Annotated in this window: 24 protein-coding genes; 13 read left to right on the top strand and 11 right to left on the bottom strand. The window is 71.7% G+C overall.

Translation table 11 applies throughout. The features are described 5' to 3' along the window. Nucleotides 1–63 precede the first annotated feature (63 nt). Nucleotides 64–1626 (bottom strand): S8 family serine peptidase, encoded by a 1563-nt coding sequence (locus tag AC07OQ_RS02365; RefSeq protein ID WP_495051480.1) that lies wholly within the window; start codon nucleotides 1624–1626, stop codon nucleotides 64–66. Between the two features lie 164 nt (nucleotides 1627–1790). On the opposite strand from AC07OQ_RS02365, the gene AC07OQ_RS02370 reads away from it, so the two are divergent. The 6 genes from AC07OQ_RS02370 to AC07OQ_RS02395 all read left to right on the top strand — a co-directional run bounded on the left by AC07OQ_RS02370 (nucleotide 1791) and on the right by AC07OQ_RS02395 (nucleotide 10673). Beyond that, nucleotides 1791–2396 carry a TetR/AcrR family transcriptional regulator gene (locus AC07OQ_RS02370; RefSeq protein ID WP_495051481.1) on the top strand — a complete coding sequence of 202 codons (606 nt, stop codon included), beginning with the start codon at nucleotides 1791–1793 and terminating at the stop codon, nucleotides 2394–2396. A 394-nt stretch (nucleotides 2397–2790) separates the two neighbouring features. After that, entirely contained in the window at nucleotides 2791–3684 is an 894-nt protein-coding gene (locus AC07OQ_RS02375; RefSeq protein WP_495051482.1) for an alpha/beta fold hydrolase, read from the top strand. A gap of 247 nt (nucleotides 3685–3931) precedes the next feature. After that, nucleotides 3932–5968 (top strand): GGDEF domain-containing protein, encoded by a 2037-nt coding sequence (locus AC07OQ_RS02380; protein WP_495051483.1) that lies wholly within the window; start codon nucleotides 3932–3934, stop codon nucleotides 5966–5968. Continuing rightward, complete coding sequence (locus AC07OQ_RS02385) at nucleotides 5965–7962, top strand: diguanylate cyclase domain-containing protein (protein ID WP_495051484.1); 1998 nt, start codon at nucleotides 5965–5967, stop codon at nucleotides 7960–7962. Before AC07OQ_RS02380 ends, AC07OQ_RS02385 begins: the two co-directional genes overlap by 4 nt. Nucleotides 7963–8019: 57 nt before the next feature. After that, the gene (locus tag AC07OQ_RS02390) at nucleotides 8020–9027 is read left to right on the top strand and encodes a Bug family tripartite tricarboxylate transporter substrate binding protein (protein ID WP_495051485.1); all 1008 of its coding nucleotides are present in this window, start codon (nucleotides 8020–8022) and stop codon (nucleotides 9025–9027) included. Continuing rightward, complete coding sequence (locus AC07OQ_RS02395) at nucleotides 9027–10673, top strand: SulP family inorganic anion transporter (protein ID WP_495051486.1); 1647 nt, start codon at nucleotides 9027–9029, stop codon at nucleotides 10671–10673. The genes AC07OQ_RS02390 and AC07OQ_RS02395 overlap by 1 nt, the downstream gene beginning before the upstream one ends. Nucleotides 10674–10806: 133 nt before the next feature. Here the strand turns inward: AC07OQ_RS02395 and AC07OQ_RS02400 are convergent, their stop codons facing one another. Beyond that, nucleotides 10807–13386, bottom strand: coding sequence for a PAS domain-containing protein (locus AC07OQ_RS02400; protein ID WP_495051487.1), 2580 nt, complete (start codon nucleotides 13384–13386; stop codon nucleotides 10807–10809). 124 nt (nucleotides 13387–13510) lie between these two features. Between AC07OQ_RS02400 and AC07OQ_RS02405 the strand changes: the two genes are divergently transcribed. The 3 genes from AC07OQ_RS02405 (at nucleotide 13511) to AC07OQ_RS02415 (ending at nucleotide 17230) form a co-directional block, all read left to right on the top strand. Beyond that, nucleotides 13511–14488, top strand: coding sequence for an MBL fold metallo-hydrolase (locus tag AC07OQ_RS02405; protein WP_495051488.1), 978 nt, complete (start codon nucleotides 13511–13513; stop codon nucleotides 14486–14488). A gap of 77 nt (nucleotides 14489–14565) precedes the next feature. Continuing rightward, nucleotides 14566–16095, top strand: coding sequence for a glutamate--cysteine ligase (gshA, locus tag AC07OQ_RS02410; RefSeq protein WP_495051489.1), 1530 nt, complete (start codon nucleotides 14566–14568; stop codon nucleotides 16093–16095). Between the two features lie 247 nt (nucleotides 16096–16342). After that, on the top strand, nucleotides 16343–17230 hold the full coding sequence (locus tag AC07OQ_RS02415; protein WP_495051490.1) for an SDR family NAD(P)-dependent oxidoreductase: 888 nt from the start codon (nucleotides 16343–16345) through the stop codon (nucleotides 17228–17230). Nucleotides 17231–17243: 13 nt separating this feature from the next. On the opposite strand, the gene AC07OQ_RS02420 is transcribed toward AC07OQ_RS02415, so the two are convergent. From AC07OQ_RS02420 to AC07OQ_RS02440, 5 genes are read right to left on the bottom strand one after another with little or no spacing between them, the layout of a single operon-like run. Then, the gene (locus AC07OQ_RS02420; protein ID WP_495051491.1) at nucleotides 17244–17597 is read right to left on the bottom strand and encodes a nuclear transport factor 2 family protein; all 354 of its coding nucleotides are present in this window, start codon (nucleotides 17595–17597) and stop codon (nucleotides 17244–17246) included. Between the two features lie 9 nt (nucleotides 17598–17606). After that, the gene (locus AC07OQ_RS02425; protein ID WP_495051492.1) at nucleotides 17607–18050 is read right to left on the bottom strand and encodes a DsrE family protein; all 444 of its coding nucleotides are present in this window, start codon (nucleotides 18048–18050) and stop codon (nucleotides 17607–17609) included. A gap of 19 nt (nucleotides 18051–18069) precedes the next feature. Further along, nucleotides 18070–18597, bottom strand: coding sequence for a DUF2939 domain-containing protein (locus tag AC07OQ_RS02430; RefSeq protein WP_495051493.1), 528 nt, complete (start codon nucleotides 18595–18597; stop codon nucleotides 18070–18072). Nucleotides 18598–18610: 13 nt separating this feature from the next. Then, nucleotides 18611–18943: a DnaJ family domain-containing protein gene (locus AC07OQ_RS02435; RefSeq protein ID WP_495051494.1), complete on the bottom strand. Its 333-nt coding sequence runs from the start codon at nucleotides 18941–18943 to the stop codon at nucleotides 18611–18613. A gap of 10 nt (nucleotides 18944–18953) precedes the next feature. Continuing rightward, nucleotides 18954–19592 (bottom strand): LysE family translocator, encoded by a 639-nt coding sequence (locus AC07OQ_RS02440; RefSeq protein WP_495051495.1) that lies wholly within the window; start codon nucleotides 19590–19592, stop codon nucleotides 18954–18956. A gap of 94 nt (nucleotides 19593–19686) precedes the next feature. Here AC07OQ_RS02440 and AC07OQ_RS02445 point away from each other — a divergent pair, with 94 nt between their 5' ends. Continuing rightward, nucleotides 19687–20457, top strand: a complete 771-nt coding sequence (locus tag AC07OQ_RS02445; RefSeq protein WP_495051496.1) for an IclR family transcriptional regulator — start codon at nucleotides 19687–19689, stop codon at nucleotides 20455–20457. A gap of 8 nt (nucleotides 20458–20465) precedes the next feature. Here the strand turns inward: AC07OQ_RS02445 and AC07OQ_RS02450 are convergent, their stop codons facing one another. From AC07OQ_RS02450 to AC07OQ_RS02465, 4 genes are all read right to left on the bottom strand, one after another. After that, complete coding sequence (locus AC07OQ_RS02450; protein ID WP_495051497.1) at nucleotides 20466–21440, bottom strand: tripartite tricarboxylate transporter substrate binding protein; 975 nt, start codon at nucleotides 21438–21440, stop codon at nucleotides 20466–20468. A 14-nt stretch (nucleotides 21441–21454) separates the two neighbouring features. Next, complete coding sequence (locus AC07OQ_RS02455; protein ID WP_495051498.1) at nucleotides 21455–22459, bottom strand: porin; 1005 nt, start codon at nucleotides 22457–22459, stop codon at nucleotides 21455–21457. After that, nucleotides 22456–23373 (bottom strand): N-formylglutamate amidohydrolase, encoded by a 918-nt coding sequence (locus AC07OQ_RS02460; RefSeq protein WP_495051499.1) that lies wholly within the window; start codon nucleotides 23371–23373, stop codon nucleotides 22456–22458. Before AC07OQ_RS02460 ends, AC07OQ_RS02455 begins: the two co-directional genes overlap by 4 nt. Nucleotides 23374–23498: 125 nt before the next feature. Then, entirely contained in the window at nucleotides 23499–23744 is a 246-nt protein-coding gene (locus AC07OQ_RS02465; protein WP_495051500.1) for a putative signal transducing protein, read from the bottom strand. A gap of 57 nt (nucleotides 23745–23801) precedes the next feature. Between AC07OQ_RS02465 and AC07OQ_RS02470 the strand changes: the two genes are divergently transcribed. The 3 genes from AC07OQ_RS02470 to AC07OQ_RS02480 are packed head-to-tail and all read left to right on the top strand — an operon-like array spanning nucleotide 23802 to nucleotide 26228. Then, nucleotides 23802–24587, top strand: coding sequence for an MlaE family ABC transporter permease (locus tag AC07OQ_RS02470; protein ID WP_495051501.1), 786 nt, complete (start codon nucleotides 23802–23804; stop codon nucleotides 24585–24587). Between the two features lie 4 nt (nucleotides 24588–24591). Continuing rightward, complete coding sequence (locus tag AC07OQ_RS02475) at nucleotides 24592–25560, top strand: MlaD family protein (RefSeq protein WP_495051502.1); 969 nt, start codon at nucleotides 24592–24594, stop codon at nucleotides 25558–25560. Continuing rightward, nucleotides 25557–26228 carry a hypothetical protein gene (locus AC07OQ_RS02480; RefSeq protein WP_495051503.1) on the top strand — a complete coding sequence of 224 codons (672 nt, stop codon included), beginning with the start codon at nucleotides 25557–25559 and terminating at the stop codon, nucleotides 26226–26228. The genes AC07OQ_RS02475 and AC07OQ_RS02480 overlap by 4 nt, the downstream gene beginning before the upstream one ends. Nucleotides 26229–26307: the final 79 nt, after the last annotated feature.

The raw sequence follows: 26307 nt of genomic DNA on the forward strand, positions 1-26307 counted from the left end.
GCGGCCCATGAAAAAGGCGGCCCCGCGGGGCCGCCTTTGTTTTGTTGGCGCTGCGCCGGCTTCTTACTTGCCGCAGCCCAGGGCGGTGATGCGGTCGTAGGCCGCCTTGGCGCGCACCAGGCCGTAGCCGAACTTGGTGTCGCGGCCGGCGCTGCCCAGGTCCTCGGCGCTGTTGTTCAGCGAGATGCGGATCTGGCTGGCGCTGCAGGTCGGGAAATAGCTCCACACCAGGGCGGCCACGGCCGAGACATGGGGCGTGGCCATCGAGGTGCCGTCGTAGAAGGCGTAGTGGGTGGCCGTCACGCTGACCGTGGCGCTCTGGCCCAGCTGCGCCTTCAGCTGCGTGCCCTCGGTGTCGGAGGCGGTGACCGAGGGGATGCTGGTCGCGGTGCTGCCCAGGGTGCCGCCGAAGCCGCCGGCCACATTGTTGTAGACCACCGCGCCGACGCCGCCGCTGGCCTGGCAGTTGCCGACCTTGGTGGCGAAGTCGACCGTGCCGCGCTGGATCAGGCAGACCTTGCCGGACACCGCGGTGTTCACCGCATTGCCCAGGCCGAAGTCCGCCAGCGCCGCCGTGGCCGAGGTCTTGGGCGAGCCGTCCATGCCGCCAGGCGCGTAGACCACGCCGCCGACCGTCAGGCTGGAGCTGCTGCCCGCGCCCATCGGCACGGTGGACAGCACATTGACGCCCGGCGCGGCGATCTCGACCTCGCTGTTGTATTGCGAGAACGTGGCCCATTGCTTGTTCTCGTCCAGCGCTCCCACCGACATCACGCTGGCATAGGCGGCCGGATAGGACCTGGCCGTCGTGCCGTCGTTGCCGGCCGCGGCGATCGGCAGCACCCCCTTGGACAGCAGGCTGTCGAAGGCGCGCTGCTCGGTCTTGTTGCTGCGCGCGCCGCCCAGCGACATGCTGATCACGTTGGCGCCGGCCGCGCCGCATTTGTTGGCCGCGCTCGCCAGGGTCGACGAATAGGCCCAGCCCTCGGCGCCGAAGACCTTGACGATGTGCAGCTTCAGGCGCGCGTTCGCGTTGACGCCGACCACGCCGGTGCCGCTGTTGTTCAGCGCGGCGATCGTGCCGGCCACATGGGTGCCATGGTGGTTCTCGTCGGTGTACCACCAGCCGGTGCCGCTGTCGTATTCGCCGGTGATGCGGGTGGCGTCCTTGTCCAGGTCCTCGTGGCTGCGGTCGTAGCCCGAGTCGATGATGCAGATCTTGCGGTTGCCGACATAGGTGTCGGGCAGCTGGTCGGCCTGGACCAGCTTGATGCCATAGGGCACCTGCTGTCCCTGCGCATAGGGCGCGCCGGTCGAGGGGCTGCTGCCGGCCAGCGGATAGCGCTTCACATCCTCCTCGACGAACTCGATGTTCGGGTTGCGGCTCAGGCCCTGCAAGGCCTGGGTCGGCACCTCGATGGCGACCGCGTCCATGCCGAAGATCTCATGCTTGACGGCGCCGCGCGCCGCCAGCACCGCCGCCTTGCCCGCGGCCGCCTGGCCGGGCTTGAACACCACGATGACGCGGCTGCTGTCCGCCGCGGCATGGGCACCCGCGCTCAGGCACAGCGCCGCCAGACACAGCAGCGACGGTCGCAGCGAGCGCGGAAGAAAACCTTGGGTCATATCGATCCTTTGAAGATTGCCGAAGCCCCTCGCCACCCGAGGCAAGAGCGCCAAGTGACCCGATGCTAGTTGTGCGCAATGCGACCAAACAACTGGGGTCGACCCTTCGTTCTGGGGGGATTTGTTTCCTGGCGTAATTCGCACGCTCGTGCTAAATTGACACCATGGAAGCCAAGACCGGACGCAGTGAACTGACCCAGAGCGCCATCGTCGATGTCGCCCTGGAGATGGCCGTGCTCGACGGGCTGGACAGCCTGTCGATCGGCGAGGTGGCGAAACGGCTGAACCTGTCCAAGAGCGGGGTGTTCTCGCGCATCGGCTCGCGCGAGGCGCTGCAGCGTGCGGTGCTGGACGAGTTCGACAGGCGCTTCCAGCAGGACATCCTGATGCCGGCGCTGCGCGAGCCGCGCGGCCTGCCGCGCCTGGACGCCATCGTGCGCGCCTGGCTCGACCGCAGCGCCTTGCCCGGGCCGCGCGGCGCCTGCCTGTATGCGGCCGGCAGCTTCGAGTTCGACGACCGCGACGACAGCCCGCTGCGCGAGCTGCTGCTGGCCGGCGTGCGGCGCTGGCGCGGCACGCTCAAGCGCAGCGTGCTGCAGGCGGTCGAGATCGGGCATCTGCGCGCCGACCTCGATCCCGACCAGCTGGTGTTCGAACTCGACGGCCTGTTCACCGCGCTGCTGCGCGAGGCCCGCTTCATGCGCGACGCCCGGGCGGCCGAGCGCGGCTGGGCCTGCTACCAGCGCCTGATCCACAGCTACCGCGGCTGAGCGCCCATGCACCCCGCTCGGCCGTTCCTTTGCGCCCAATTTCGCACGATCGTGCGAATTTTTGGAGGCGCACCCACCCGCCCCTGCCGGAGGCCGCCATGCTCCACCTCGTCCTGCTGACTCTCGCTGCCGCCCTGGTCTGGCGCCTCTGGTCCGGTCTGCGCCGGCTCTGGCGCGCCATCCCCGCCAGCAACCGCGACTTCGGCTGGGAATAGAGGCCCACCCCCTGCGCGCTTCGCGCGCCAAGGCCAGAGGCCATGGCCGTCGTCAGTCACAAACAGTCCGCCGGGACTGTTTGTGTCCGGACTCCGCCCCCTCAAGGGGGCGGTGCCGGCCGACCGGCAAAGCCGGATCGGCGGCACCCACCCGGGAACACCGCATACGGAGTACCTTGATGTCCAGCACGCACAGCGGCAGCAACCCTGCCACCCTGTTCTACGCCGCCGGCGGCGGCCAGCGCCTGCTGCGCGCCGGGCTCGCCCTGCTGCAGCGCCTCAGCCCGGCACTGAGCAGCGCCGTGGCCTACCAGTTCTTCATCACGCCCACCCCCAGCAAGCTGACCGCGCGGCGCCGGCCGATGCCGGACGACTGGCGGCCGCTGGATTGGCGGGTCGACACGCTGCGGCTGACCGCTTGGCGCCATCGCGACGCGCTGGAAAGCCACGGCCCGCGCCCGCGCGTGCTGCTGGTCCATGGCTGGGCCGGCGACGCACAGCAGATGCGCCCGCTGGCCGACGCGCTGTGGGCCGCCGGCTTCGATCCGCTGCTGCTGGACATGCCGGCCCATGGCCGCAGCGCCGGCTGGCGCAGCCATCTGCCGGAGTTCGTCCGGGTGCTGCTGGCGGCGGGCGCGCGCTTCGGGCCGCTGCACGGCGTGGTGGCGCATTCGCTCGGCGCGCTGGCGGCTTGCCAGGCGTTGGCGCGCGGACTGACGGCCGAGCGTCTGGTGCTGCTGGCCGGCTCGGCGCCACCGCGCCAGGTGCTGGCCTGGTTCGGCGCCGGCTTCGGCCTCGGGCCGTCCGTCCAGGCCCGGATGCGGCAGCGCCTGGAGGCCCTCAGCGGCGGCGAGGGCCTGGAGATCTTCGAGCCGGCCTGGCTGGCGCCGCGCCTGCCCCTGCCCACCCTGCTGCTGCACGACCGCGAGGACCGCGCCGCACCGCTGGCCGCGGCCCAGGCCTTGGCGGCGGCGCTGCCCCGGGCGCGCCTGCAGATCAGCCAGGGCCTGGGCCATCGCCGCCTGCTGGGCGACGCGGCCACGCTGGCGGCCGTGCGCGACCATCTTTTGTGAGTTGTTGTAAGCGTGCAAAACTGCCGCGATAGCGACACCGGCCTAGGGGCGGCCCCAGGCCGGCCGGACCGGTGCTGCTCCTACACTTGCCGGGCAAGCAGTGAGGGAGAGTGTGCCGCGCACCATGAAAAGTCAGCCCCAGACCCCGGCTCGGCCCGGTGCAGCGCTCGTCCGTGGCTGAGGCGCCTTCGGTGCAGCCTCCCGCAGGACCTTTTCCCCCTCGCCTCCGATGAACATGGCGTCCCCCATGTCGGCACGTGCGCTGCTCGGCGCGCTGGCCTGCGGCATGCTGGCGCTGCTGCTGCTCGCCTGCCAGCCCGGGGGGGCCACGAAGCCGGCGCCTCACAACGATGCGCTCTGGCAGGCCCTCGAGCGCATCGAGCGCCAGGGGCGTGCCCGGCCGCGTGAGCAGGAGGACGCCCTGCAGGCGCTGCAGGGGCAGAGTGCGGCGGGCAGCATGGAGCGGCTCGAGCTGCTGAGCCTGCGTGGCCTGACCGCCGGCTACAACCGCGACCGCCGCCTGGTGGACGAGATCCAGACCCAGTTGCGCGACTGGCCCAGCCCGGCCGATCGGCCCTCGGCCGAACTGGCCAGTGCCACGATGACGGCCCTGCTCTACCAGGAGCGCGGCGATCTGCGCGAGGCCCTGAAAGCCATGGCGCCGCTGGCGCCGCAGCGCGGCAGCACGCGCGCGCCGCGCGTGCTGCTGCGGGCGACCAGCGCGCTGGCGCGGGTCCAGGCCGACAAGGGCCTGGTGGACGAGGCCCTGGACACCGCGCTGGAAGGCGTGCGCCTGGCCGAGAGCCTGGGCAGCAGCTGGCGTCGCGCGCTGGCGCTCAACGAGCTGGCGCGCATCTACGAGCGCGCCCAGCAGACCGAGCGCGCCCGCCAGACCAGCGACGCGGCGCTGCGGGCGGCCAGGCAGGACCCGGATCCGGTGCTGATGCAGGCGGTCGTCACGGTGCGCGGCATCGTGCATGCCAACGACGCCGACGGCAGCGTCACCGAACAGGCCTGGGCCGAGGCCCTGCAGCATGCCCGGGACGCCGGCTCCGAGGCCCTGCGGGCCACCTCGCTGGGCAATTACAGCGACCATTACCTGCGCCGCGGCGACTACGAGCGCGCGCTGGAACTGGCCGGCGAGGCCCTGCCGCTGGCACGCCGCTCGCAGAACCTGAACGGCGAAATCGTCGCGCTGCACAACCTGGGCCTGGCCAAGATCGGCCTGAAGCGCCTGGAGGAGGGCACGCGCGATGTGCGCCAGGCCATCACGCTGGACGAGCAGCAGGGCGCCTTGCCCTATGCGGCCGACGGCTGGAAGGAGCTGGGCGAATACCTGGAGCAGGCCGGCGACTGGGCCGGCGCCATCCAGGCCCACCATGAATACCGCCGCCTGATCGACCAGATCCTGCGCGACGACACCCGCAAGACCGTGCTGGAAGCGCAGGAGCGCCACGACGCCGAGCGCCGCGCCAAGGAAATCGAGCTGCTCAACCGCGACAACAGCCTGAAGGCCGAGCAGATCCGCGCCCATGACCTGGAGCTCAAGCTGTGGGCCGCGCTGGCCGGCTGCGTGCTGCTGTCGGCGGCGCTGCTGGGCCTGGCCTATCAGCGCATCCGCCGCACCAACGCGGCGCTGGCCAGCAGCAACGAGACGCTGAAGGTGCAGAGCGAGCGCGATCCGCTGACCGGCCTGGCCAACCGGCGCCATTTCCAGTCGGCGATCAAGCGACTGGCCGATGCCGGCAAGCTGGCCGGCACCGTCTACCTGATCGATATCGACCATTTCAAGCGCATCAACGACCAATGGGGCCATGCCGCCGGCGACGGCGTGCTGATCGAGGTGGCGCGCCGCCTGCGCGCCGCGCTGCGCGAGGACGACCTGGTGGTGCGCTGGGGCGGCGAGGAGTTCCTGATCGTCGTGCCGGCGCGCAGCAGCGAGGACGCGCGCACGCTGGCGCAGCGCCTGCTGGAGCTGATCGGCGCGCCGCCGGTGCCGCATGGCGCGGCCCAGCAGATCGGCGTCACCGCCTCGATCGGCTTCGCCAGCTTCCCGCTGGCGCCGCATGGTCTGAGCCTGAGCTGGGAGCGCGCCATCGATCTGGTGGACACGGCCATGTACATGGCCAAGGCCCATGGCCGCAACCGGGCCTATGGCGTGCTGAGCGCCGACGTGCGCGACGAGGCCGGCCTGGCCCAGCTCTCCAACCGCCTGGAGGCGGCCTGGCAGGAAGGGCTGGTCGAGATGGTGGCGCTGCAGGGCCCGGTGGAGGCCCAGCCGTGAGGCGCGTGCTGGCGCTGACGGCTGCGTGCCTGGCGATGGCCCTGACGAGCGGTGCCGCGCAGGCGCTGGCGCGCATCGACGCGGCGCTTGACACGCAGCTCGACCGCCTGGTGCAGCAGGCCTACGACAGGCCCGCCCGTTCGCAGCAGGACCTGAGCACATTGCGCCGGGAGCAGGGCGGCCGGCATGGCGCCCAGCTGCTGATGGCCGAGGCGCAGATCCTGGTGCAGGCCGGCCACGTGGCGGAGGCCGAGAGGATCGCCACCGCCCTGCAGGCCGATCTGCAGCAACGCGGCCGCGTGGCGCTGCTGCGCGCCCTGATCGCCGAACGCATCGGCCGCAACCAGGAGGCCGCCGCCGCCGCCGAGACCGCGCTGACCGAACTGGAGCCGCCCTGCGCCGGCGGCGGCCTGGCCGAGCGCGACTGCGACTTCCGCATGGCCTGGGCGGCCCTGCGCATCCTGGAGCGCGAGCAGGTCTCGCAGGGCGCGCTGGCCCAGGCCGCCGCCATCATGCGCCAGGCCCTGAGCCTGGCCCAGGGCGGCAACGATCCCTATCTGACGGCCATCAGCATGGGCTCGCTGGCCCTGCTGAGCCAGAACCTCGAGCAACCCGAGGAGGCGCGGCGCTGGCTCTCCAGCGCGCTGGAACAGGCCCGCGGCGACCCCTTGGCGATGGCGCGCACCAAGGTCGTGGAGGCGCGCATCGCGGTGCGCCGCGGCGACCGGCTGACGCAGCTGCAGTCCTACGAGGAAGCGCTGGACTTCGCGCAGCAGGCCGGCGCGCCGCGCACCACCGCGCAGATCCAGGTCAGCCTGACCGATCTGCACATGCACAACGACCGTCCCGCATTGGCCCTGCAGCTGGCACGCCAGGCGCTGCCGGTGCTGCTGGCCTTCAAGGACGTGCGCCTGGAGCGCACGCTGCGCCACAACACCGCGGTCTCGCTGATCCTGCTCAAGCAGTTCGATGCCGCCCGGCGCGAGATCGCACGAGTGCAAGCGCTGGCCACGGCCCAGGCCGATCCGGCGCGCATGGCCACCGAACTGCGCGAGCTCGGCGAGGCCTGGGCCGCCAGCGGCCAGCCGCGCGAGGCCATCGCGGTCTTCCATGCCGAGCGCGCGCTCTCGGCCCAGATCCAGGAGCGCAACCGCGAGGCCCAGCTGCAGCAGCTGGAGCTGAAGTACGACAGCGGCCGCAAGCAGCGCGACCTGGAGCTGCTGACACGCGACAAGACCCTGAAGGACCAGCAGCTCGCCAACCACACGCTGGCGCAGCGCGTCGGCCTGGCGGTGGGAACGCTGCTGACCCTGTCGCTGCTGCTGGTGGCGGTGATGCTCAAGCGCGTGCACGCCGCCAACAAGCGGCTCAAGGCCAACGAGCTGCTGCTGCGCGCCCAGAGCGAGCGCGACCCGCTCACCGACCTGGCGAATCGGCGCCATTTCCTGGCCGTGATGCAGCAGCGCGCGCGCGACCTGTTCGAGGGCGGCCTGCTGATGGTGGACATCGACCACTTCAAGCATGTCAACGACCGCCACGGCCATGCGGCCGGCGACATCGTGATCCGCGAGGTGGCGCGCCGCATCAGCGAGGCGGTACGCAGCGAGGACCTGGTGGTGCGCTGGGGCGGCGAGGAGTTTCTGGTATTCGCACCCCATGTAGCCCAGGACCAGCTGCAGCTGCTGGCCCAGCGCATCCTGTTCAGCGTCGGCACCGAGCCGGTGCCCACCGAGGGCGGGGCGCTGCGCATCACGGCCTCGATCGGCTTCGCGCATTTCCCGCTGCCGCCCGGCCAGCTGCGCCTGCACTGGGAGCAGGCGGTCAACTGGGCCGACATGGCGCTCTACAGCGCCAAGGCCCAGGGCCGCAACTGTGCGATGGGCATCGTCACGGTGGATGCGCGCGACGTCGAGGCGCTGCTGCAGATCGAGGCCGATTTCGACGCCGCCTGTTCCTCGGCTCGCGTCAGTCTGCGCCACATCGCCGGCCCCTAGGAGTCTGCGCGGCGCCGCTCGCGGCATACTTGCTCCCATCACAAGAGGAGACATGCGATGAAGCAAGACCTGACCCGCCGCCACCTGCTGGAGCTGCTGGGCATCGCCGCGGCGGCCCTGCTGCCGGGCTTCGCGCTGGCGCAGGGCGCCTGGCCGAGCAAGCCGCTGCGCATCGTCGTGCCCTTCGCGGCCGGCGGCACCACCGACATCCTGGCGCGCGCGCTGGCACCGGAGCTGCAGAAGGCCCTGGGCCAGCCGGTCATCGTCGACAACAAGCCCGGCGCCGGCGGCAACACCGGCAGCGCCGAGGTGGCGCGCAGCGGCGACGGCCACACCATCCTGATGGGCACGGTGGGTACGCATGGCATCAACCAGTCGCTCTACCCCAAGCTGCCCTACGACCCGGTGAAGGACTTCGCGCCGATCACCCTGGTCGCCGCCGTGCCCAATGTGCTGGTAATGAACCCGGCCAAGGCACAGCAGCTCGGCGTCAACACGGTGCAGGACCTGATCCGCGTGGCCAGGGCCAACCCCGGCAAGCTCAATATGGCGTCCAGCGGCAACGGCACCTCGATCCACCTGGCCGGCGAGCTGTTCAAGAGCATGAGCGGCACCTTCATGCTGCACTTCCCCTACCGCGGCTCGGGCCCGGCCCTGCTGGACCTGATCGGCGGCAACGTGGACCTGATGTTCGACAACCTGCCCTCGTCGATGCCGCATATCAAGGCCGGCAAGCTCAAGGCCATCGCGGTCACCTCGGCCAAGCGCAGCGAGGCCCTGCCCGACCTGCCCACCATCGAGGAGGCCGGCGGCCCGGCGCTGAAGGGCTACGAGGCCAGCTCCTGGTTCGGTCTGCTGGCGCCCAGCAGCATGCCCCCCGAGCAGGTGGCCCTGCTGCAGCGCGAGACCGCCAAGGCCCTGGCGACGCCGGTGCTCAGGGAGCGCCTGGCCGGCCAGGGCGCGGTGGCCAGCGGCATGCCCAGCAAGGACTTCGCGGCGCTGATCGCCAGCGAAACGAGGAAATGGGCCCAGGTGGTCAAGAACTCGGGGGCCAAGGTCGACTGATGCTCCCGTCCTGGCCGGATTGGCGCGGCTATGCCCGGCGCTACTTGCGTGAAGACCTGCTGGCGGCCCTGGTCGTCAGCGTGCTGCTGATCCCGCAGAGCATCGCCTACGCGATGCTGGCCGGCCTGCCGCCGCAGGTGGGTCTGTATGCCAGCCTGCTGCCGCTGGTGCTGTATGCGGCCCTGGGCTCCAGCCCGCACCTGGGCCTGGGCCCGGTGGCGGTGCTGGCCCTGATGATCGCGCAGACGCTCTCCCAGGCCCCGCCCGGCGTCGGCCCCACCGAGGCGGCCCTGGTGCTGGCGGCCGAGGTCGGCCTGATCCTGGCCCTGGCGGCGGCGCTGCGGCTGGACGCGCTGGCGGCGCTCTTGAGCGTCCCGGTGCTGCATGGCTTCGAGACCGGTGCGACCTTGTCGATCGCCGCCAGCCAGCTGCCGGTGCTGCTGGGCAGCCCGGCCAAGGGCTTCGAGCTGCCGGCCCTGCTGCGCAGCGCCTGGGACAGTGGCTTCGCCTGGCAGGTCGGCGCGACGCTCTACGGCCTGGCCGCGCTGGCCCTGCTGCTGGCCGCGCGGCGCTGGCTCAAGGGCCTGCCGGCACGGCTGGCGCCGCTCTTGATCCTGCTGGGCGCGATCGCGCTGGCGCGCGGCAGCGATGCGCTCTCCAGCGGTGTGCCCCTGGTCGGCACCCTGCCGCCGCTGCATCTGGGCCTGGCGCTGCCGCGCCTGGACGCGCCGCTGTGGCTGGCCATGCTGCCCGGTGCCCTGCTGGTGGCCCTGGTGGGCTTCGTCTCCAGCCTGGTGGTGGCCGAATCGCTGGGCCGGCGCGCCGGCGTGCGCATCGATGCGCGCGCCGAGCTGCGCGGCCTGGCCGGCGCCAATCTCGCCGCGGCGCTGAGCGGCGGCATGCCGGTGGCGGCCAGCTTCTCGCGCAGCGTGCTGATGTTCGACGCCGGCAGCCGCACGCGCATGACCGGCGCGTTCATCGCCGTAGCAATGGGCGCGGCCATGCTGCTGCTGGCCGGCCCGCTGGCCAGTCTGCCCAAGGCCGTGCTGGCCGCCACCATCATGGTGGCGGTGCTGTCCGGCCTGAAGCTCGCCCCCTACCGGGACGCCTGGCGCTACGCCCGGCCCGAGGCCCTGCTGATGCTGGCGGTCAGCCTGCTGGTGCTGTGCTGGAGCGTCAGCGCGGCGCTGGGCCTGGGCGTGCTGGGCTCGATCGCGCTGCTGCTGCAGCGCACCGCACGCCCCCATGTCGCCCTGATCGGCCGGGTGCCCGGCACCGAGCATTACCGCAATATCGATCGCCACGCGGTCGAATGCCGGCCCGGCGTGCTGGGCCTGCGCATCGACGAGAGCCTCTTGTTCACCAATGCGCGCAGCCTGACCGACGTGGTGCAGGCCTATCTGACGCCGCGCCCCGACACGCGCCGCGTGGTGCTGCAGATGTCGCCGGTGAACGCGATCGACTTCAGCGGCCTGGAGGCGCTGCGCGAACTGCACGACACGCTGGCGCGCCAGCGGATCCGCCTGGACCTCAGCGAGGTCAAGGGCCCGGTGCTGGACCGGCTGCGCGCCGGCGCCTGGCAGGGCTGGTTCCGCGGCCAGGTGTTCCTCAGCCACCATCAGGGCATGGTGGCGGACCTGGCCTGATGCAGGCGCTCCGCCCGCGGCACGCGCGACGCCGGAAACCGGTCACACCAAGCGGCGCCCGAGGATCCGGCTTCGCCGGGCCTGCGGGCGCGCCCCCAGAGGGGGCCGGCGCAGCCGGTAGGGGGAGGTCACTTCATGCGCGCTGCAGCAGCGCATCCAGCGCGCGCAGGAAGCGCGCCATCTCGAGCGGCTTGGTCCAGTAATCGTCGAAGCCCAGCGCCAGCCCGGCCTGCACATCGCTGGGCAGGGCATTGGCCGACAGCGCGATCACCTGGCAGTCGGCCAGCTCCGGCGTGGCACGCAGCGCTCTCAGCACCTGGCTGCCGTGCATGTCCGGCAGCTCCATGTCCAGCAGCACCACATCGGGCCGCAGCTGCAGCGCCAGCGCCAGACCGCTGCGCCCGTCCTCGGCGCCGCTGAACTCGAACTGCGGGCGCAGCGCCAGCAGCTCGCGCACCAGCAGCAGGTTGGCGGGGTTGTCCTCGATGCACAGCAGGCGCAGACGCCGCCCCTCCGGCGCGTGGCGGCGCGTCAGCGCCGGCAGCTCGTCCAGCGGCGCCGGCTGGGTGTCCTCCTCGTCCGCCGGCAGCCAGACGCGGAACTCGCTGCCGATGCCGGGCTCGCTGTCCACCTCGATGCGCCCGCCCATGCGCTCGGTCAGTTGCTGCACGATGGTCAGCCCGATGCCGGTGCCGGCGATGCCCTCCAGTTCGGCGCCCAGGCGGTTGAAGGGCTCGAAGATGCGCTGCAGCGCCTCGCGGCTCATGCCGCGGCCGCTGTCGCGCACCACCAGGGCCCATTGCGTCGAGGCGGCCTCGGCCCAGCCGTCCGCCAGGCCGCGCGTGTCCACCTCGACCCAGCCGCCGCTGCGGTTGTACTTGATCGCATTGGTCAGCAGGTTGACCAGCACCTGACCCAGGCGCCGGCGGTCGCCGCGCACCCGCCCGGGCAGGCGCGGTCGCGCCAGCCGCAGGCTGACGCCCGCCGCCAGCGCCTGCGAGGCCACCCAGTCGAGCGCCTCGCGCACCAGCGGCTCCAGCGGCACCGGCTCGTCGATCAGCGGCTGCTGATCGGCCTCGACGCGCGCCAGGTCCAGCACGTCGTCGATCAGGGCCAGCAGATGGCGGCCCGCCGTGTCGATGCGCGCCAGGCGCTCGCTCTGGCGCGCGGTGAGCGGCTCGCTGGCGTCGTAGGCCATCAGCTGCGAGAAGCCCAGCACCGCGTTCATCGGCGTGCGCAGCTCGTGGCTGACGCGCGCCAGGAATTCCGACTGGGTGCGCTTGAGCTGTTCCAGGCGCTGGCGCTCCAGCAGCAGGGCCTGGGCCTTGTGGCGCTCGGTGGCATCGACATTGACGCCGGTCATGTAGAGCACGCGGCCCTGCTGGTCGCGTACCGCGCGGCCGCGGCTCAGCAGCCAGTGCACCGAGCCGTCCGGCCAGACGACGCGGAATTCCCACTCGTGCGGCTCGATGCCGAAATCATTGCGGGCATAGCGGCGCGAGATCTGCTGCCAGGCCTCGCGATCGTCGGGATGCAGGCAGGCATGGGCCAGCTCCTGCGGCGGCCGCGGGTCCTTGGGGTCGAGGCCGCGCAGCAGGTACATGCCCTCGCTCCAGTAGGCGTTGCGCTCGTCGGTGCGCCGCCACACGCCGACCCCCGCCGCGCTCAGCGCGAACAGCGCGCGCTCGCGCTCCAGCTGCAGCGCGTACTCGGCGCCGCGCCGCTCGGTGACGTCCAGATGCAGGCCGAAGGCGCTGCGCCGGCCCTCGCGCAGATCGCGGCGCGCCCAGCTGTAGATCCAGCGCACCCCGCCGTCCGGCGCCTGGATGCGGAACTCGGTGTGGTGCACCGGCTGCCAGTCGCGCTCGGCCTGCAGCGACTCCAGGCGCAGGCGCTCGCGGTCCAGCGGATGCAAGGTGGCCAGCCATTCGTCCAGGCTCGGCGTGCCGGCCGCCGGGTCGCGATGGTGCAGGCGGAACATCGGCAGGTTCCAGTCGGCCACGCCGTCGATGCGGCTCCACAGGCCCAGGCCGGCCGCCTCGGCGATCGACACCATGCGCTCGCGCTCGGCCACCAGCTCGCCCACATCCAGCGACAGCCCCAGCAGGCCCAGCGCCCGCCCCTCGGCGTCGCGCTGCGCCACCCGGCGCGTCAGCTGGTGGTGCCAGCCGCCGTCGCTGTGGCGGTAGCGCGTCACGGTGTCGATGGCCTGGTTGCCGGCCAGGGCCTGGGCCGCGGCGCGACGCACGCTCTCCAGATCGTCCGGATGGATGTGCTCGCGCACCGCCGCCAGCGCCATGCCGCCGGGCGGTGGGTTGACGCCAATCGGCGCCGCACCGCGCGGGTCGAAGCTCATCCACTGTTCCTTGCGGTCGATGCGCCACAGCGAGACGCCGGTCAGCTTGAGCGTGCGCTCCAGCATGGAGTCGGCCGACGGGCCGCACCACCACAGCAGCGCGCCGTCGTCCGCCGCGATGGCCTGGCCCTCGAACTGCGGGCCGTCCTCGCCCAGGCGCCAGCTGCGCACGCCGGCATCCGGCGCGGCCAGCACGCGCGGCGCCAGGGCCTGCCAGCTCGGGCCCAGCCCCAGCTCATCGAGGCCCTGGTCGCGCACCCATTGCAAGGCCGCCGCATTGGGCTCGCAGCGCAAGCCGCCCTCCCGGCGCCAGATGCGCAACGCAGCTTGCCGTGCCAGACGCCAGAACTCTTCCATAGATTCGCCACACTCCCCGGTCCGGGCCAGTGTAGCCAGCGCCCGCTCCATCGGCGTGAGACCCGGGAAGCGATACATGCTGTCACCAACAGCGGCCGACCCTCGTGCCATTAAGCTGCACGGCATGGCAAGCGTACATCCCCTTCTTTCTCGCCTGCTCGGCGCGCCGGTGCTCGGGCTGGCCCTGCTGCTGCCCTCGATCGGCCCGCTGCGCGCAGAGCCGGCCGCGGCCGAACTACGGCCGCAGCGCCTGTCGCCCCATGTCTGGCTGGTCCAGGGCCTGTCCGCCGCCGGCAGCAAGGAGAACCGCAACCACATCTCGAATGCCGGCCTGATCGAGACCCCCGCCGGCTGGGTGCTGGTCGACGCGCTGGGTTCGCCGGCGCTGGCGCGCGAGCTGCTGCGGACGCTCAAGGCCCTGGGGCCCAAGCCGCTGACCCATGTGATCCTGACCCATTACCACGCCGACCATGTCTACGGCCTGCAGGTCTTCAAGGCAGCCGGCGCCCAGATCATTGCCCATGAAAAGGGCCGCGAGTACCTGAACAGCGATACCGCGGCGCTGCGCCTCGCGGCCAGCATCGAGGAGGGCCTGGTGGAGCCGGGCACCCGACTGGTGGGCGCCGACCGCTGGATCGCCGGCGAGACGCGGCTGGAGCTGGGCGGACTGGAGCTGCAGCTGGTCCCGGTCGGGCCGGCGCACACGCCCGAGGACCTGTCGGTCTGGCTGCCGGCCGACCGGCTGCTGTTCGCCGGCGACCTGGTGTTCCGCGGCCGCATCCCCTTCGTCGGCCAGGCCGACAGCCGGCGCTGGGTGGCCTCGCTGGACCGGCTGCTGACCCGCCCGGCCGCCATCGTCGTGCCCGGCCATGGGCCGGCCTCGGTCCAGGCGGGCGAGGCGCTGCAGGACCTGCAGCTGACGCGCGACTACCTGGCCTATCTGCGCGCCACCATGGGCCGCGCCGCGCGCGACATGACGCCCTTCGACGAGGCCTATGCGGCCACCGACTGGTCGCGCTACGAAGACCTGCCCTTGTTCAAGCTGGCGAACCGCATGAACGCCTACAACACCTATCTCTTGATGGAACAGGAGCGCGACTGATCAAATAGCCCGCCACGGGCAGGCGTCACGGGCTTCTGTTACCTTCCGCCCTCGAAAAGAGTTATGGGGACCGCCGCATGAGCGATGACACCAACAAAGCGCTGCGCCCGCCGGCAGCCGCACAATTACAGGGCATGCGTCGCGGCGTCGAGAAGGAAAGCCTGCGCGCGCTGCCGCAGGGCGAGCTCGCGCTGACCCCGCACCCGGCCGCGCTGGGCTCGGCCATGACGCATCCGCACATCACCACCGATTTCAGCGAGTCGCAGCTGGAGCTGATCACCGGCGTGCATGGCGACGTCGAGGCCTGTCTGGCCGAGCTGCGCGAGGTGCACCAGGCCGTCTACCAGGCGCTGCATGCCGAAGGCTCCGAGCGCCTGTGGGTCAGCTCGATGCCCTGCGGCCTGCCCACCGACGAGACCATCCCGCTGGGCCGCTACGGCCACAGCAATGTCGGCCGCTCCAAGAGCGTCTATCGCATGGGCCTGGGCCAGCGCTACGGCCGGCGCATGCAGACCATCTCCGGCATCCACTACAACTGGTCGATGCCCGGCGTCACGACCGAGCAGTACTTCGGCCTGATCCGCAACTTCCGCCGCCATTCCTTCCTGCTGCTCTATCTGTTCGGCGCCTCGCCGGCCCTGTGCGCCAGCTTTGTCGAAGGGCGCGAGCACGAGCTGTGCCGGCTCGGCGACCATACCTACCACATGCCCCACGGCACCTCGCTGCGCATGGGGCGGCTGGGCTACCAGAGCGACGCGCAGGCCTCGCTCTCGGTCAGCTACAACAGCCTGGAAAGCTATGCCGCCTCGCTGCAGGACGCGCTGACCCGGCCCTACCCGCCCTACGAGAACCTGGGCGTGCGCGGCGTCGGCGGCGACTACAACCAGCTGAGCCCCACCCTGCTGCAGATCGAGAACGAGTTCTACGGCACGATCCGCCCGAAGCGCGTTATCCGCTCGGGCGAGCGGCCGCTGCACGCCCTGCGCGAGCGCGGGGTCGAGTATGTCGAGGTGCGCTGCATGGATCTCGACCCCTTCGAGCCGCTGGGCATCAATGCCCAGACCATGCGCTTCCTCGACATCTTCCTGCTGCATTGCCTGCAGAGCGACAGCCCGCCGGACAGCCCGGACGAGATCGCTGCGCTGGCGTGCAACCAGCACCTGACGGCCGCGCGCGGCCGCGAACCGGGCCTGCGTCTGACCCGCGGCGGCGCCGAGCTGACGCTGGCCGACTGGGGCGCCGAGCTGCTGGCGCAATGCGCGCCGCTGGCCGCCGCGCTGGATGCGGCCCAGGGCGGCACGGCGCATCGCGAGGCGCTGGCGGACGCGCACCGCGCCCTGGCCGAGCCCGACACCACCCCCTCGGCGCGGGTGCTGGCCGCGATGGCGCAGGACTTCGACAGCAGCCATGTGCGCTTCGTGCGCGCCCAGTCCGAGCAGACCCGCACGCAGCTGCTGGATCTGCCCTTCGGCGCCGAACAGCGCCAGCGCTATGCGGCGCTGGCCGCCGCCTCGGTGGCCGAGCAGCAGCGCATCGAGGCCGCCGACACGATGGACTTCGAGACCTACCGGCTGCGCTACCTGGCACCACAGAGCCTGGTGGCCTGAGGGCGGCCGCCTACGGCCTGCGGTGGCCGAGCCGCGGAGCTAGGGCCTGTTAACACTACGGCAAAGGGTCGCGAAGGCCCGCAAGGGTTGTGGCCAGAAAGGCCGCAAGCGGCGTTGCAAATCCTCGCCGGGTGTCCAACCCGGCTGCGGTTTGCGCCTTGCCTGCGGCCTTTCTGGTCACAACGCGGCCCATTGCCTTAGTGTTAACAGGCCCTAACATCGGCGCAGGCCACAGGGAGTCCGCGCCATGTCGACCCGCCCGCTGCAGGACCGCATCGCCCTCGTCACCGGCGCCAGCCGCGGCGCCGGCCGTGCCATCGCGATCGAGCTGGGCGCCGCCGGCGCCACCGTGATCGTCAGCGCGCGCAGCACCCGCGCCGCGCCCGCCTCGGGCTACGAGCAGCTGCTGAAGCTGTCCGGCCGGGCCGCCGTGCCGGGCAGCATCGAGGACACGGCCGAGGAGGTCGGGCGCGCCGGCGGCCGCGGCATCGCGATCCGCTGCGACCATGGCGACGAGGCCCAGGTGGCCGCGCTGTTCGAACGCATCCGCGCCGACCACGGCCGGCTCGACCTGCTGGTCAACAACGCCTGGGGCGGGCACGAGAGCTTCGACGGCGTGTTCGACGCGCCCTTCTGGGAGCGCCCGATGTCGCACTGGGACTCGATGTTCGACCGCGGCGTGCGCCACCACCTGCTGGCGGCGCGCCATGCGGCGCCGCTGATGATCGCGCGCCGGCGCGGCCTGATCGTCGGCACCACCTTCTGGGACCGCGACCGCTACCTGCGCGGCAACCTGTTCTACGACCTGGCCAAGGCCGCGATCTGCCGCCTGGCCTTCGGCATGGCCGAGGAGCTGCGCCCGCATGGCGTGGCCTCGCTGGCCGTCTCGCCGGGCTGGATGCGCACCGAGTTCATCCTGCAGGGCCACCAGACCGACGAGGATCACTGGCGCGAGCGCCCGGCGCTGGCGCGCACCGAATCGCCGCGCTACCTGGGCCGCGCGGTGACCGCGCTGGCGGCCGACCCGGCGGTGCTGGAGCAGAAGAGCGGCCGGGTGCTGCGGGTGGCGGACCTGGCGCGGGAATACGGCTTCACCGACATCGACGGCCGGCAGGTGCCGGCCTTCGAGCTCTGAGGCCGGTCGCCCGCTAGGCGTCGCCGCGGCCGAGGTAGGCGCGGATCGCGCGGATGCGGCCGGCCGCGTCGAAGGCGATCACATCCACCACATGGAGCTCCGGGCCGCCGCCGATCACGATGCGCAGCTCGGCGGCCACGGTATCGGCGCTTTCGTGCAGGGCCAGCGGATGGATCTCGAGGGATTCGGGCACGGCGAAGTTCTTCGCCGTCTCGGCCACGGCCGCCGCCTTGCCGACCACCGCGATCTTCCAGTCGCGCAGCCGGATGTCCTCGGCAAACATCGCGGCCACCGCGTCCAGGTCCTTGGCCGCGTAATGGCGCAGATAGGCCAGCACCCGGTCCCGCTTCGAGATTGCCGTGGACATGCGGCCGACTCAGGGCTTCAGATAGGCATGGCCCTCGCGCGCCTGCAGGCGCGCCACCCGCACCACGCCCGAGGGCGTGAACTGCGCCTCCATCACGAAGGACTGCTTGTCGAGGTTGCGGTTCCTCAGCGTGATCTCGCAGACCTCGAACGTGACGCCGCGCGCCGCCAGGGCCGAGACCAGCGAGCCGTAGTCGATGTTCGGGTTCTTCCTGTCCCTGGCGCCTTCCATCAGGAAGTCCACCCCGTCGGCATGGGTCACGACGACGATTCGGGTGTCGGGCGCCACGTCCAGGTGGTTGCGGATATTGCGCAGGCCCTTGGTGGCCTGCGCCTCGGTGTTGTCGATGTGATAGACCACCTTGTCGGCGCCGGCGGGCTGCGCCAGGCCCGGCGAGGCGGCCAGCGCCAGGCCGGCGGCCAGCAGCAGGGTGCGACGGATCTTGTTCATCATGGGCTTTCTTGGGTTTTCTTCAGGGCAGGCGCAGCTCGGCCAGTTTCCATTGCACGAGGCCCTCGCGCCGCAGCACCAGGTCCACCGGTTCCTCGCCGTCGCCCCGGCGCCTGACGCTGAAGACAAAACGGCTGGGGCTCTCGTAGCCCATCACGGTCTCGAGCCTGTCGGTCTCGGCCGGAGGCGCTCGCTCGCCGACCCGGGTCATCGCCGACGCCGGCTGCTGGCCTTGCAGGATGCGCGCCAGCGACTCGGGCGTGATCAGCGCATCGACCAGCGGCCCCAGCAGCGCGCCGGCCACCGCGGCGCCCATCGCGCTGGCGGGCGTCGGGTCGCCGCGCTCGTTGCGGTCCAGGCCCGCCAGCTTGGCCTGCACCTCGGTCTTCAGGCTGGCGCGCACGGCCGGGAAGTCCACATAGGCGGCCAGGCGCTGGCCGTCGCGATCCTTGGCGGCCGCGCGCATCTGCTGCACGGTCAGATAGGGCGTGGCATAGAGGCCGGCGGCGGCCAGCGCCGCCAGGCCGATCAGCAGGGACTTGAATTTCATCGTGCCCGGTCCGTCACAGCGAGGCGTTGACGCGCAGCGACTCCAGGCGCAGTGCCAGCGACTGCTCCAGATCGCTGAGGCGCTGCTGCAGGGTCTGGCGCTCGGTCGGGTCGGCGCAAGCCTCGACCGCCGCGCGCAGCCGGGCCCGCTCGTGGAACAGCGCCAGCTCGGGCGGCGCATAGCCGGCGTCCTTCAGGATCTTGAAGGGCATGCGCAGCGCCTCGGGCGTGGCGCTCCAGCCCTCGTCCTCCTCGGGCAGCGGCTTGCCGTAATGCTTGGCCGCGGCCAGCTCGCCGCTGGCCTGGGCCTCGCGCAGCTTGCGGGCGATCTCCTCGTCCAGGGTCATGTCTTGCCTTTCAGCGCTGGGACAGCGCCAGCTTGACGCCGAAGGACAGGAACAGCGCGCCGATCGCGCGGTTCAGCCATTGCGCCGGCGCGCCGCCCACCCGCAGGCGACGGCTCGCCAGCGCGGTGGAGACGGCCAGCAAATGGCACCACAGCATGCCGTTGATGTTGAAGATCGCGCCCAGCACGAGAAAGGCCAGGGCCTTGTGGGGCGCGTCCGGCGCGATGAACTGCGGCACGAAGGCCAGGAAGAACAGCGCCACCTTGGGATTCAGCACATTGGTCAGGAAGCCCTGGGCGAAGATCTTGCGCCAGGGCAGGGCCGGCAGGCCGGCATCGGGCGCCGCCGCGGGCGCGGCGCGCCGGCGCGCCAGCAGCATCTGCAGCCCGATCCAGACCAGATAGGCCGCGCCCACCCATTTGACGATCGTGAAGGCCCAGGCCGAGGTGGCCAGCAGCGCCGACAGGCCCAGCGCCGCCGCCAGGACATGCACGCAGGTGCCGGCGCCGATGCCCAGGGCCGCGGCCGAGCCGGCGCGCCAGCCCTGGGTGGCGCTGCGCGTCATGATCAGCACCGAGTCCGGGCCCGGCGCGATGTTCAGCAGCAGGCCGGAGAGAATGAACAGGGTCAGGTCGTGGATTCCGAACATGAGCGCGCCTTCTTGGACTGACGCTCATTAGAACCCAAGCGCGCGGCCGCCGCCGCGCCGGGGCGACAATCCGCGCCAGCCAAACAGGGAGCCTATGGACTACACCGTCGCCGCCGTCGATGAGGCGATCAATCTGCTGTTCCAGGTCGCCGCCGAGCCGGGCCTGGGCGTGACCGAGATCGCCAAGCGCGCCGGCATCACCAAGGCGCGCGCCTTCCGCCTGCTGGCCACGCTGGAGCAGCGCGACCTGGTCGCGCGGCGCGGCGGCGCTCAGGCCGGCTATGTGCTGGGCTTCAAGGCCCTGCACCTGGGTGCGGCGGCGCAGGCCCAGATCGATCTGGTGCAGCTGGTGCAGGAGCCGCTCGAGGCGCTGGGGGCGGCGCTCAACGAGACCGTGGTGGTGCGGGTGCGCGACGGGCTGGAGACCGTCTGCGTGGCGCGCCGCGAGTCGACCCAGTCGCTGCGCGTGCATGGCGGCGAACTCGGGCACCGCCGGCCGCTCTATGCCGGCGCCTCCAGCAAGCTGCTGCTGGCGCATGCGCCGGCCGCGGTGCTGGATCAGGTGCTGGCGCAGGAGCGCCAGCGCTTCACCGCGGCCACGCCGGCCGCCAAGACCGCGCTGCTGGCCGAGCTGAAGAAGGTGCGGGCACAGGACTATGCACTGTCGATCGGCGAGCACACCGCCGACACCGCCGCGATCGCGGTGCCGATCCGCGACGCCGGCGGCGCCGTGGTGGCGGCGCTGAGCCTGTCGACGCCGGCCAGCCGCATGAGCGAGGCGCGCCTGCCGCCGCTGCTGGGCGAGCTGCAGCGGCGCGCGCTGGAGATCTCGCGCGCGCTCGGCTATGTGGCCGGGCGCGCCTAGGGCCGGTTTCAGTCGCTCAGCTGCAGCTTGCGCTCGGCCACCAGCTTGGTCCAGAGCGCGGTGTCCGCCTTCATGAAGCGGGCCAGCTCCTGCGAACCGGTCGGCGCCGGCTCGGCGCCCTGCTCCTGCAGCAGCCGCGCCACCTCGGGCTCGGCGAGCGCGCGCTTCAGGTCGGCGCTGAGCTTGGCGACGACGTCGGGCGGCGTCTTCGCCGGCGCGTAGAGCGCGTACCAGATCTGGTACTCGAAGCCGGGCACGCCCGCCTCGGCGATGGTCGGCAGCTCGGGCAGCGAGCGCGCCCGCGTGCCGCTGGCCACCGCCAGCGCGGTCAGCTTGCCCTCCTTCACATGGCTCAGCACGCTGGGGATGGCGTTGATGCCCAGTTGCACATGGCCGCCCACCAGCTCGACGACCGAGGGCGCGCCGCCCTTGTAGGGCACATGGACCATCTGCGTGCCGGTCATCGACATCAGCAGCTCCATCGCCAGCTGGTTGGGGCTGCCGATGCCGCTGGAGCTGAAGTTCAGGGTGCCGGGCTTGCGCTTGGCCAGCTCGATCAGCTCCTTGACCGACTTGACGTTCAGCGAGGGATGGACGGTCAGGATCGGCGGGATCGTGACCATGCGGCCGACCGGCGCGAAGTCCTTGTGCGGGTCGTAGGGCAGCTTGCGCATCAGCGGACCGGTCACCATCTGCGAGCCGGCGGCCAGCAGCAGGGTGTAGCCGTCGGCCGGCGCGGTGGCGCCGGCCTGGATCGCCGGCACGCCGGCGCGGTTCTCGACCAGCACCTGCTGGCCCCAGTAGTCGCCCAGCTTGCGCGCGACCACGCGGGTCGCGTTGTCGGCCGAGGCCCCGGCCGGGAAGGGCACGATGATGCGCACCGGCTTGGTCGGGAAGGCGGCCGCGGCGAGCGGCGCCGCCAGGGCCGCGAGAGTGGCGGCCAGGACGGTGGCGCCCCGGCGCAGGAGTTGCTTGCGGTTCATCGGGTCTCCCGGTGTCAGAAGTCGTGGCGGATGCCGGCGCCGATCGCGCGCACGGCGACGCCCTTGCGGCTCGAATCGATGCCGTCATGGTCGATGAAGGCCTGCAGCTCGCTGCGCTTGGACAGCGCGTACTGGTAGCCGAGCTGCTGGCGGCGGCGCTCGCCGACCCGCTTGGTCTGCACCTCGCGCTCCATCAGGTTCAGCACCAGCGCGTGCGGGCCCATGCCCAGCTTGGCGCCGACGATCCAGTAGTTGACCTTGCGGCGCGAGGTGGCGGCGGCCTTGTACTGATCGGTGCCGAACAGCGCATAGGGCTCGATCGCGCCGAGGGCGTAGCGCAGGCCGATCTGCCATTTCTGCTCGAACTCGTTGGCCTTCAGGCCGCCGCTGCGCTCGTCGCGCGCCCAGCCGATGCCGGCCTTCAGCGGCCCGGCCGCGTAGTTGAGGCCCAGGTCCAGCGAGCGGGCATCGTCCTCCGCCTCGGTCGCGCTGTCGACGCCGCGCAGATAGGCGCGGGCACGCAGGTCGAAGCCGCCGAAGCCCGGGCTGCGATAGCCGATCGAGTTCGAGGTGCGGTTGCGCGAGTTCAGCATGCTGGTGCCGATCGCGGTGGCGCCGGCGTCGTTGGGTGCGAAGCTGGTGATCGCGGTCACCTGCGAATAGAGCGGCGAGCCGGTCGGGTTGGCCGAGTCCAGCCGGCCCAGCGCCAGCGCGCCGAAGCCGCCGCTGAGGCCCACATAGCTGTAGCGGTACTGCGGGTTGGTCGCGGTGCCGGCGTCGGCATCCAGCCCCATCTCCAGGCCGAACAGCGCCTTCAACCCGTCGCCCAGGTCCTCGCTGCCGCGAAAGTTCAGGCGCGAGGCGTTGTCGCGCAGCTCGTAGCTGCGCTTGCCGCCGCTGCTGATGCTGTTGGCGGTCAGGCGGATCTGGCCGCCGATCTGCACGTTCGTCTGGGCCTGGGCGGCCGCGGCCGCCAGGGTCAGCGCCAGCAGCAGGGCGGCGCGATGGATTCTTTTCATGGGGCGGGGTCTCCTGGTTTGATGTTTGAAGCGAGATGGGGATGGAGCTCGGTCAGCAGGGCGCCGCGCAGCCGGCGCACGAAGCTCGTCAGGTCGGACACCAGGCGCGCATGGCCCGCGGGCTTCTTCTCGAAGCGCTGCTCGTCCATGTAGAGCGCGCGGTTGATCTCGATCTGCACGCTGTAGCGCCGCGCGGCCGGCCGGCCATGGCGGCGCAGCAGTTCGCCGCCGCGATAGGGGTGGTTGATCTGCACGCGATAGCCCAGGGCCTGCAGTTCGTCGGCGATCCAGCGCATCAGCAGCGGATGGGCGCTGGCGCCCTCCAGATCGCTGACCACCAGGTCCGGGCGCGGCCGGCCGCCGTCCTCGTTCATCGCGTTGCCGACCGACTTCATCGAATGGCAGTCGATATGGCAGACCAGGCCGTGCCGCGCATGGGTGGCCTCGATCAGCCGCGCCAGCTCGGCGTGATAGGGGTCGTAGCAATGCTCGATGCGCGCGCGCACCTCGGCCGGGCTCAGGCGCTGCGCATACATCGGCACGCCGGGCAGTGCATAGCGCCGGATCAGCCCCATGCCGCGCCGGCCCGCCGGGCTCGGGTTCAGCGGCTCCGGCCAGGGCGCGTCGAGCAGCTCGGCGTCGATGTCGTCGCGGGCGCGGTTGGCATCGATATAGGCGCGATGAAAGCGTGCCGCGAGCAGCGGCGACCGGCCCTCGGCGGCGGCGGCCCAGATCTCGTCGATCCAGGCGTCCCAGCTCGACAGCAGCGCCGCGCGCGGCGCCGCGCTGGGCACGGCCTCGGCCGGCCAGTCCGGCCAGCTGTGCGGCGAGTCGAACAGCAGCGGCGAGGCGGCCAGCGCCGCGGGCGCGAGCAGCTGGAACGGCGGGTCTGTCGGCTCTGGCGTTTGTATCATCTAGCGATACGATAATTCGTTTGATGAAACAGTGTAGACGACAACGCGCGACCAGGTCCAGCGCGACCGTTGTCGCGCGGCATCGGCTTGAGGGCAGGAATGGGGCGGCCGGCGCGGAGGCGCGCCTAGCAGGCGGCCTCGTCATCGAGCAGCGGCCGCGCCCGGTCCCAGTCGCGCAGCACCGCGAGGGCCTTGTCGTAGTCCGCTTCCTCGACCACCAGGCGCAGCAAGCCGGTGACCGGCAGTTCGCCGATGGCACCCTGCAGGTGCTCGCCCAGCAGCCAGACCTCGAGGCGCTGCCGCAGCAGGCCCAGCAGCAGATTGGCCTCGATCGGGTTGTCCAGCACCCGCAGGGTTTGACGGCAACTCATGTCGTGACAGCTTACTCCGCTACGCCGGGCGGCAGAGCACGCACAATAGTCCCGACCATGCTCGACTCGCGCCGCCGTCCCCCTCATCAGGCCCTGCTCGGCTGGCTGCTGGGCTGGTGGCAGCTGATCGAGCTGGGCGCGCGCCTGATGGTGCTGGCCATGGCCCCCTCCAGCTACCGCCGCAGCCAGCGCCCGCTGCTGCGACAGGCCTGCTACCGCGCCACGGCGCCGCTGCTGCTGCCCTTCGGCCTGATTTCGGCCGTCGCGGCGCAGATCATCATCCGCATCGTGCTGGCCACCGCCAGCAGCTACGGCCTGTCGCGCTATGCGCTGGACCTGCTGGTGCGCACCCTGGTGCTGGAGCTGATCCCGCTGTCGGCCGTGCTGTTCGCGGCGCTGCGCTGCACCATGCCGGCCGGCGCGCGGCTGCGCCAGCTGCGCCTGCGGGGCCTGTTCAGGGCGCAGCGCGCACAGGGGCTGGACCCGCTGCGCGACCAGGTGCTGCCGCAGGCCCTGGCCGGCATGTTCGCCGCCATCACGCTGACCGCCGTCAGCAGCCTGATCACCCTGGTGCTGACCTATCTGGCGGTCTACGGTTTCGGCAGCTGGGGCCTGCCCGGCTTCACGCGCAGCGTGGGCCATATCTTCACGCCGGTGATCGTGCTGATCTTCATGCTCAAGACCCTGAGCCTGAGCCTGGCCGTGGCCATCATCCCGATGCTGCCGACGCCGCGCGAACTGCAGGATGCGCCATTGGGCAGCGGTGACATCGGCCGCCTGGCGCGGCTGCTGGCCGTGGTGCTGCTGATCGAGCTGCTGTCGCTGGTTGGCAACTACTATTGAAACCATGACGGACGCACCGCAAGACCTGCCCCCCGACGTGCCGCCGGTCGCCAACCTGGACCTGAAGGCGCGGCTGCTGCTGGCCGCGGTGGCGCTGCTGCTGGTCGGCGCGGTGGCCTATGTGATGTATGCGCGCGGCGCCTTCGAGCGCACCCAGCGCCTGGTGCTGGTGGCCGAGCATGCCGAGGGCGCGGCGGTGGGCATGGATCTGAGCTTCTCCGGTTTTCCGATCGGCCGGGTCAGCCGCATCGAGCTGGGCGACGACGGCAAGGCCCGCATCGTGGTCGACGTGGCGCGCAAGGACGCGCGCTGGCTGCGCATGTCCAGTGTTTTCACGATGGAGAGCGCCCTGGTCGGCGCGCCGCGCATCCGCGCCTTCAGCGGCATCCTCAACGACCCGCCGCTGCCCGACGGCGCCGAGCGCCCGGTGCTGATCGGCGACGCCACCGCCGAGATCCCGCGCCTGATGGCCGATGCGCGCAATCTGCTGGCCAATCTGAGCGCGCTGAGCGCCGACGATGCGCCGCTCGCCGCCACGCTGCGCAATGTGCAGACCACCACCGAGCGCCTCAACGGCCCCGGCGGCGCCCTGGCTGCGCTGATGGGCAACGATGCCCGCCAGCTCATCGCGACATTGGAGCGCACGAATGCGCTGCTGGCGCGGCTCGATGGCCTGGCACAGAAGGCCGATGCCCAGGTGTTCGGCGAGCGCGGGCTGATGCGCGATACCCAGGCCAGCGTGCAGCAGCTGAACGCCCTGCTGGGCGAGGCGCGCCAGAGCCTCAAGAAGGTCGACGCGCTGCTGGTCGAGGCCCAGGGCATCGCCGGCAATGCGCGCGCGGCCACGGCCGACCTGGGCCAGCTGCGCGCCGAGGTCGAGGCCAGCCTGCGCAAGGTGGAGCAGATGCTGACCGAGGTGAACCGGCGCTGGCCGTTCAACAGCAAGCGCGAGACGGAGATCAAGCTGCCATGAACAGGACACTCGCCCTGAGCGCGATCCTGGCCCTGCTGATCGCCGGCTGCGCCGGCACGCCGCAGCCGGACTGGCAGCTGGAATCCAGGAGCGCGCTGGACCGCGCCACCGCGGCCTGGCTGAGCGGGAACACGCGGGTGGCCGAGGTCGACGCCGCCCGCGCCCGCGCCGAGCTGTCGCGCACCGGCCGGCCCGAGCTGCTGGCACGCGCCGAGTTGCTGCTGTGCGCGGCGCGCGTGGCGGGGCTGGAATTCGACAATGACTGCCCCGCCTTCGCGGCGCTGGCGCAGGATGCGGGCGCGGCGGAGCGGGCCTATGCCGAATACCTGGCCGGCAAGGTGCCGGCGCGGGTGGAGCTGTTGCCGGAGGCGCAGCGGGGGATGCTGCTCACGGCCGGGCCGGTCACGGCGGAGCGGCTGGTTGCAACGATCAAGGCCGACGATCCGCTGGCGCGGCTGGTGGCGGCGGGCACGGCGCTGAGGCGCGAGGGAGATCAACGTCTGGACCGCGGGGTGGCGCGGCTGGCGATCGATACCGCCTCCGCACAGGGCTGGCGAAGGCCGCTGCTGGCGTGGCTGCATATCGGCATCAGGCAGGCGGAGGCGGCGGGGGATGAGAAAGAGGCGGAGAGGTTGAGGAGGCGAGCTGCGGTGGTGTTGGGGAAGTAGGGCGGCGGGGTGAACGGCGGCTTGAGGCTGAGAGCGGTCCTCAGCGGGCACCCATTCGCAGTACAACGTAGCCCTGCGG

The organism is Roseateles sp. GW821-FHT09B06 (assembly GCF_059418245.1).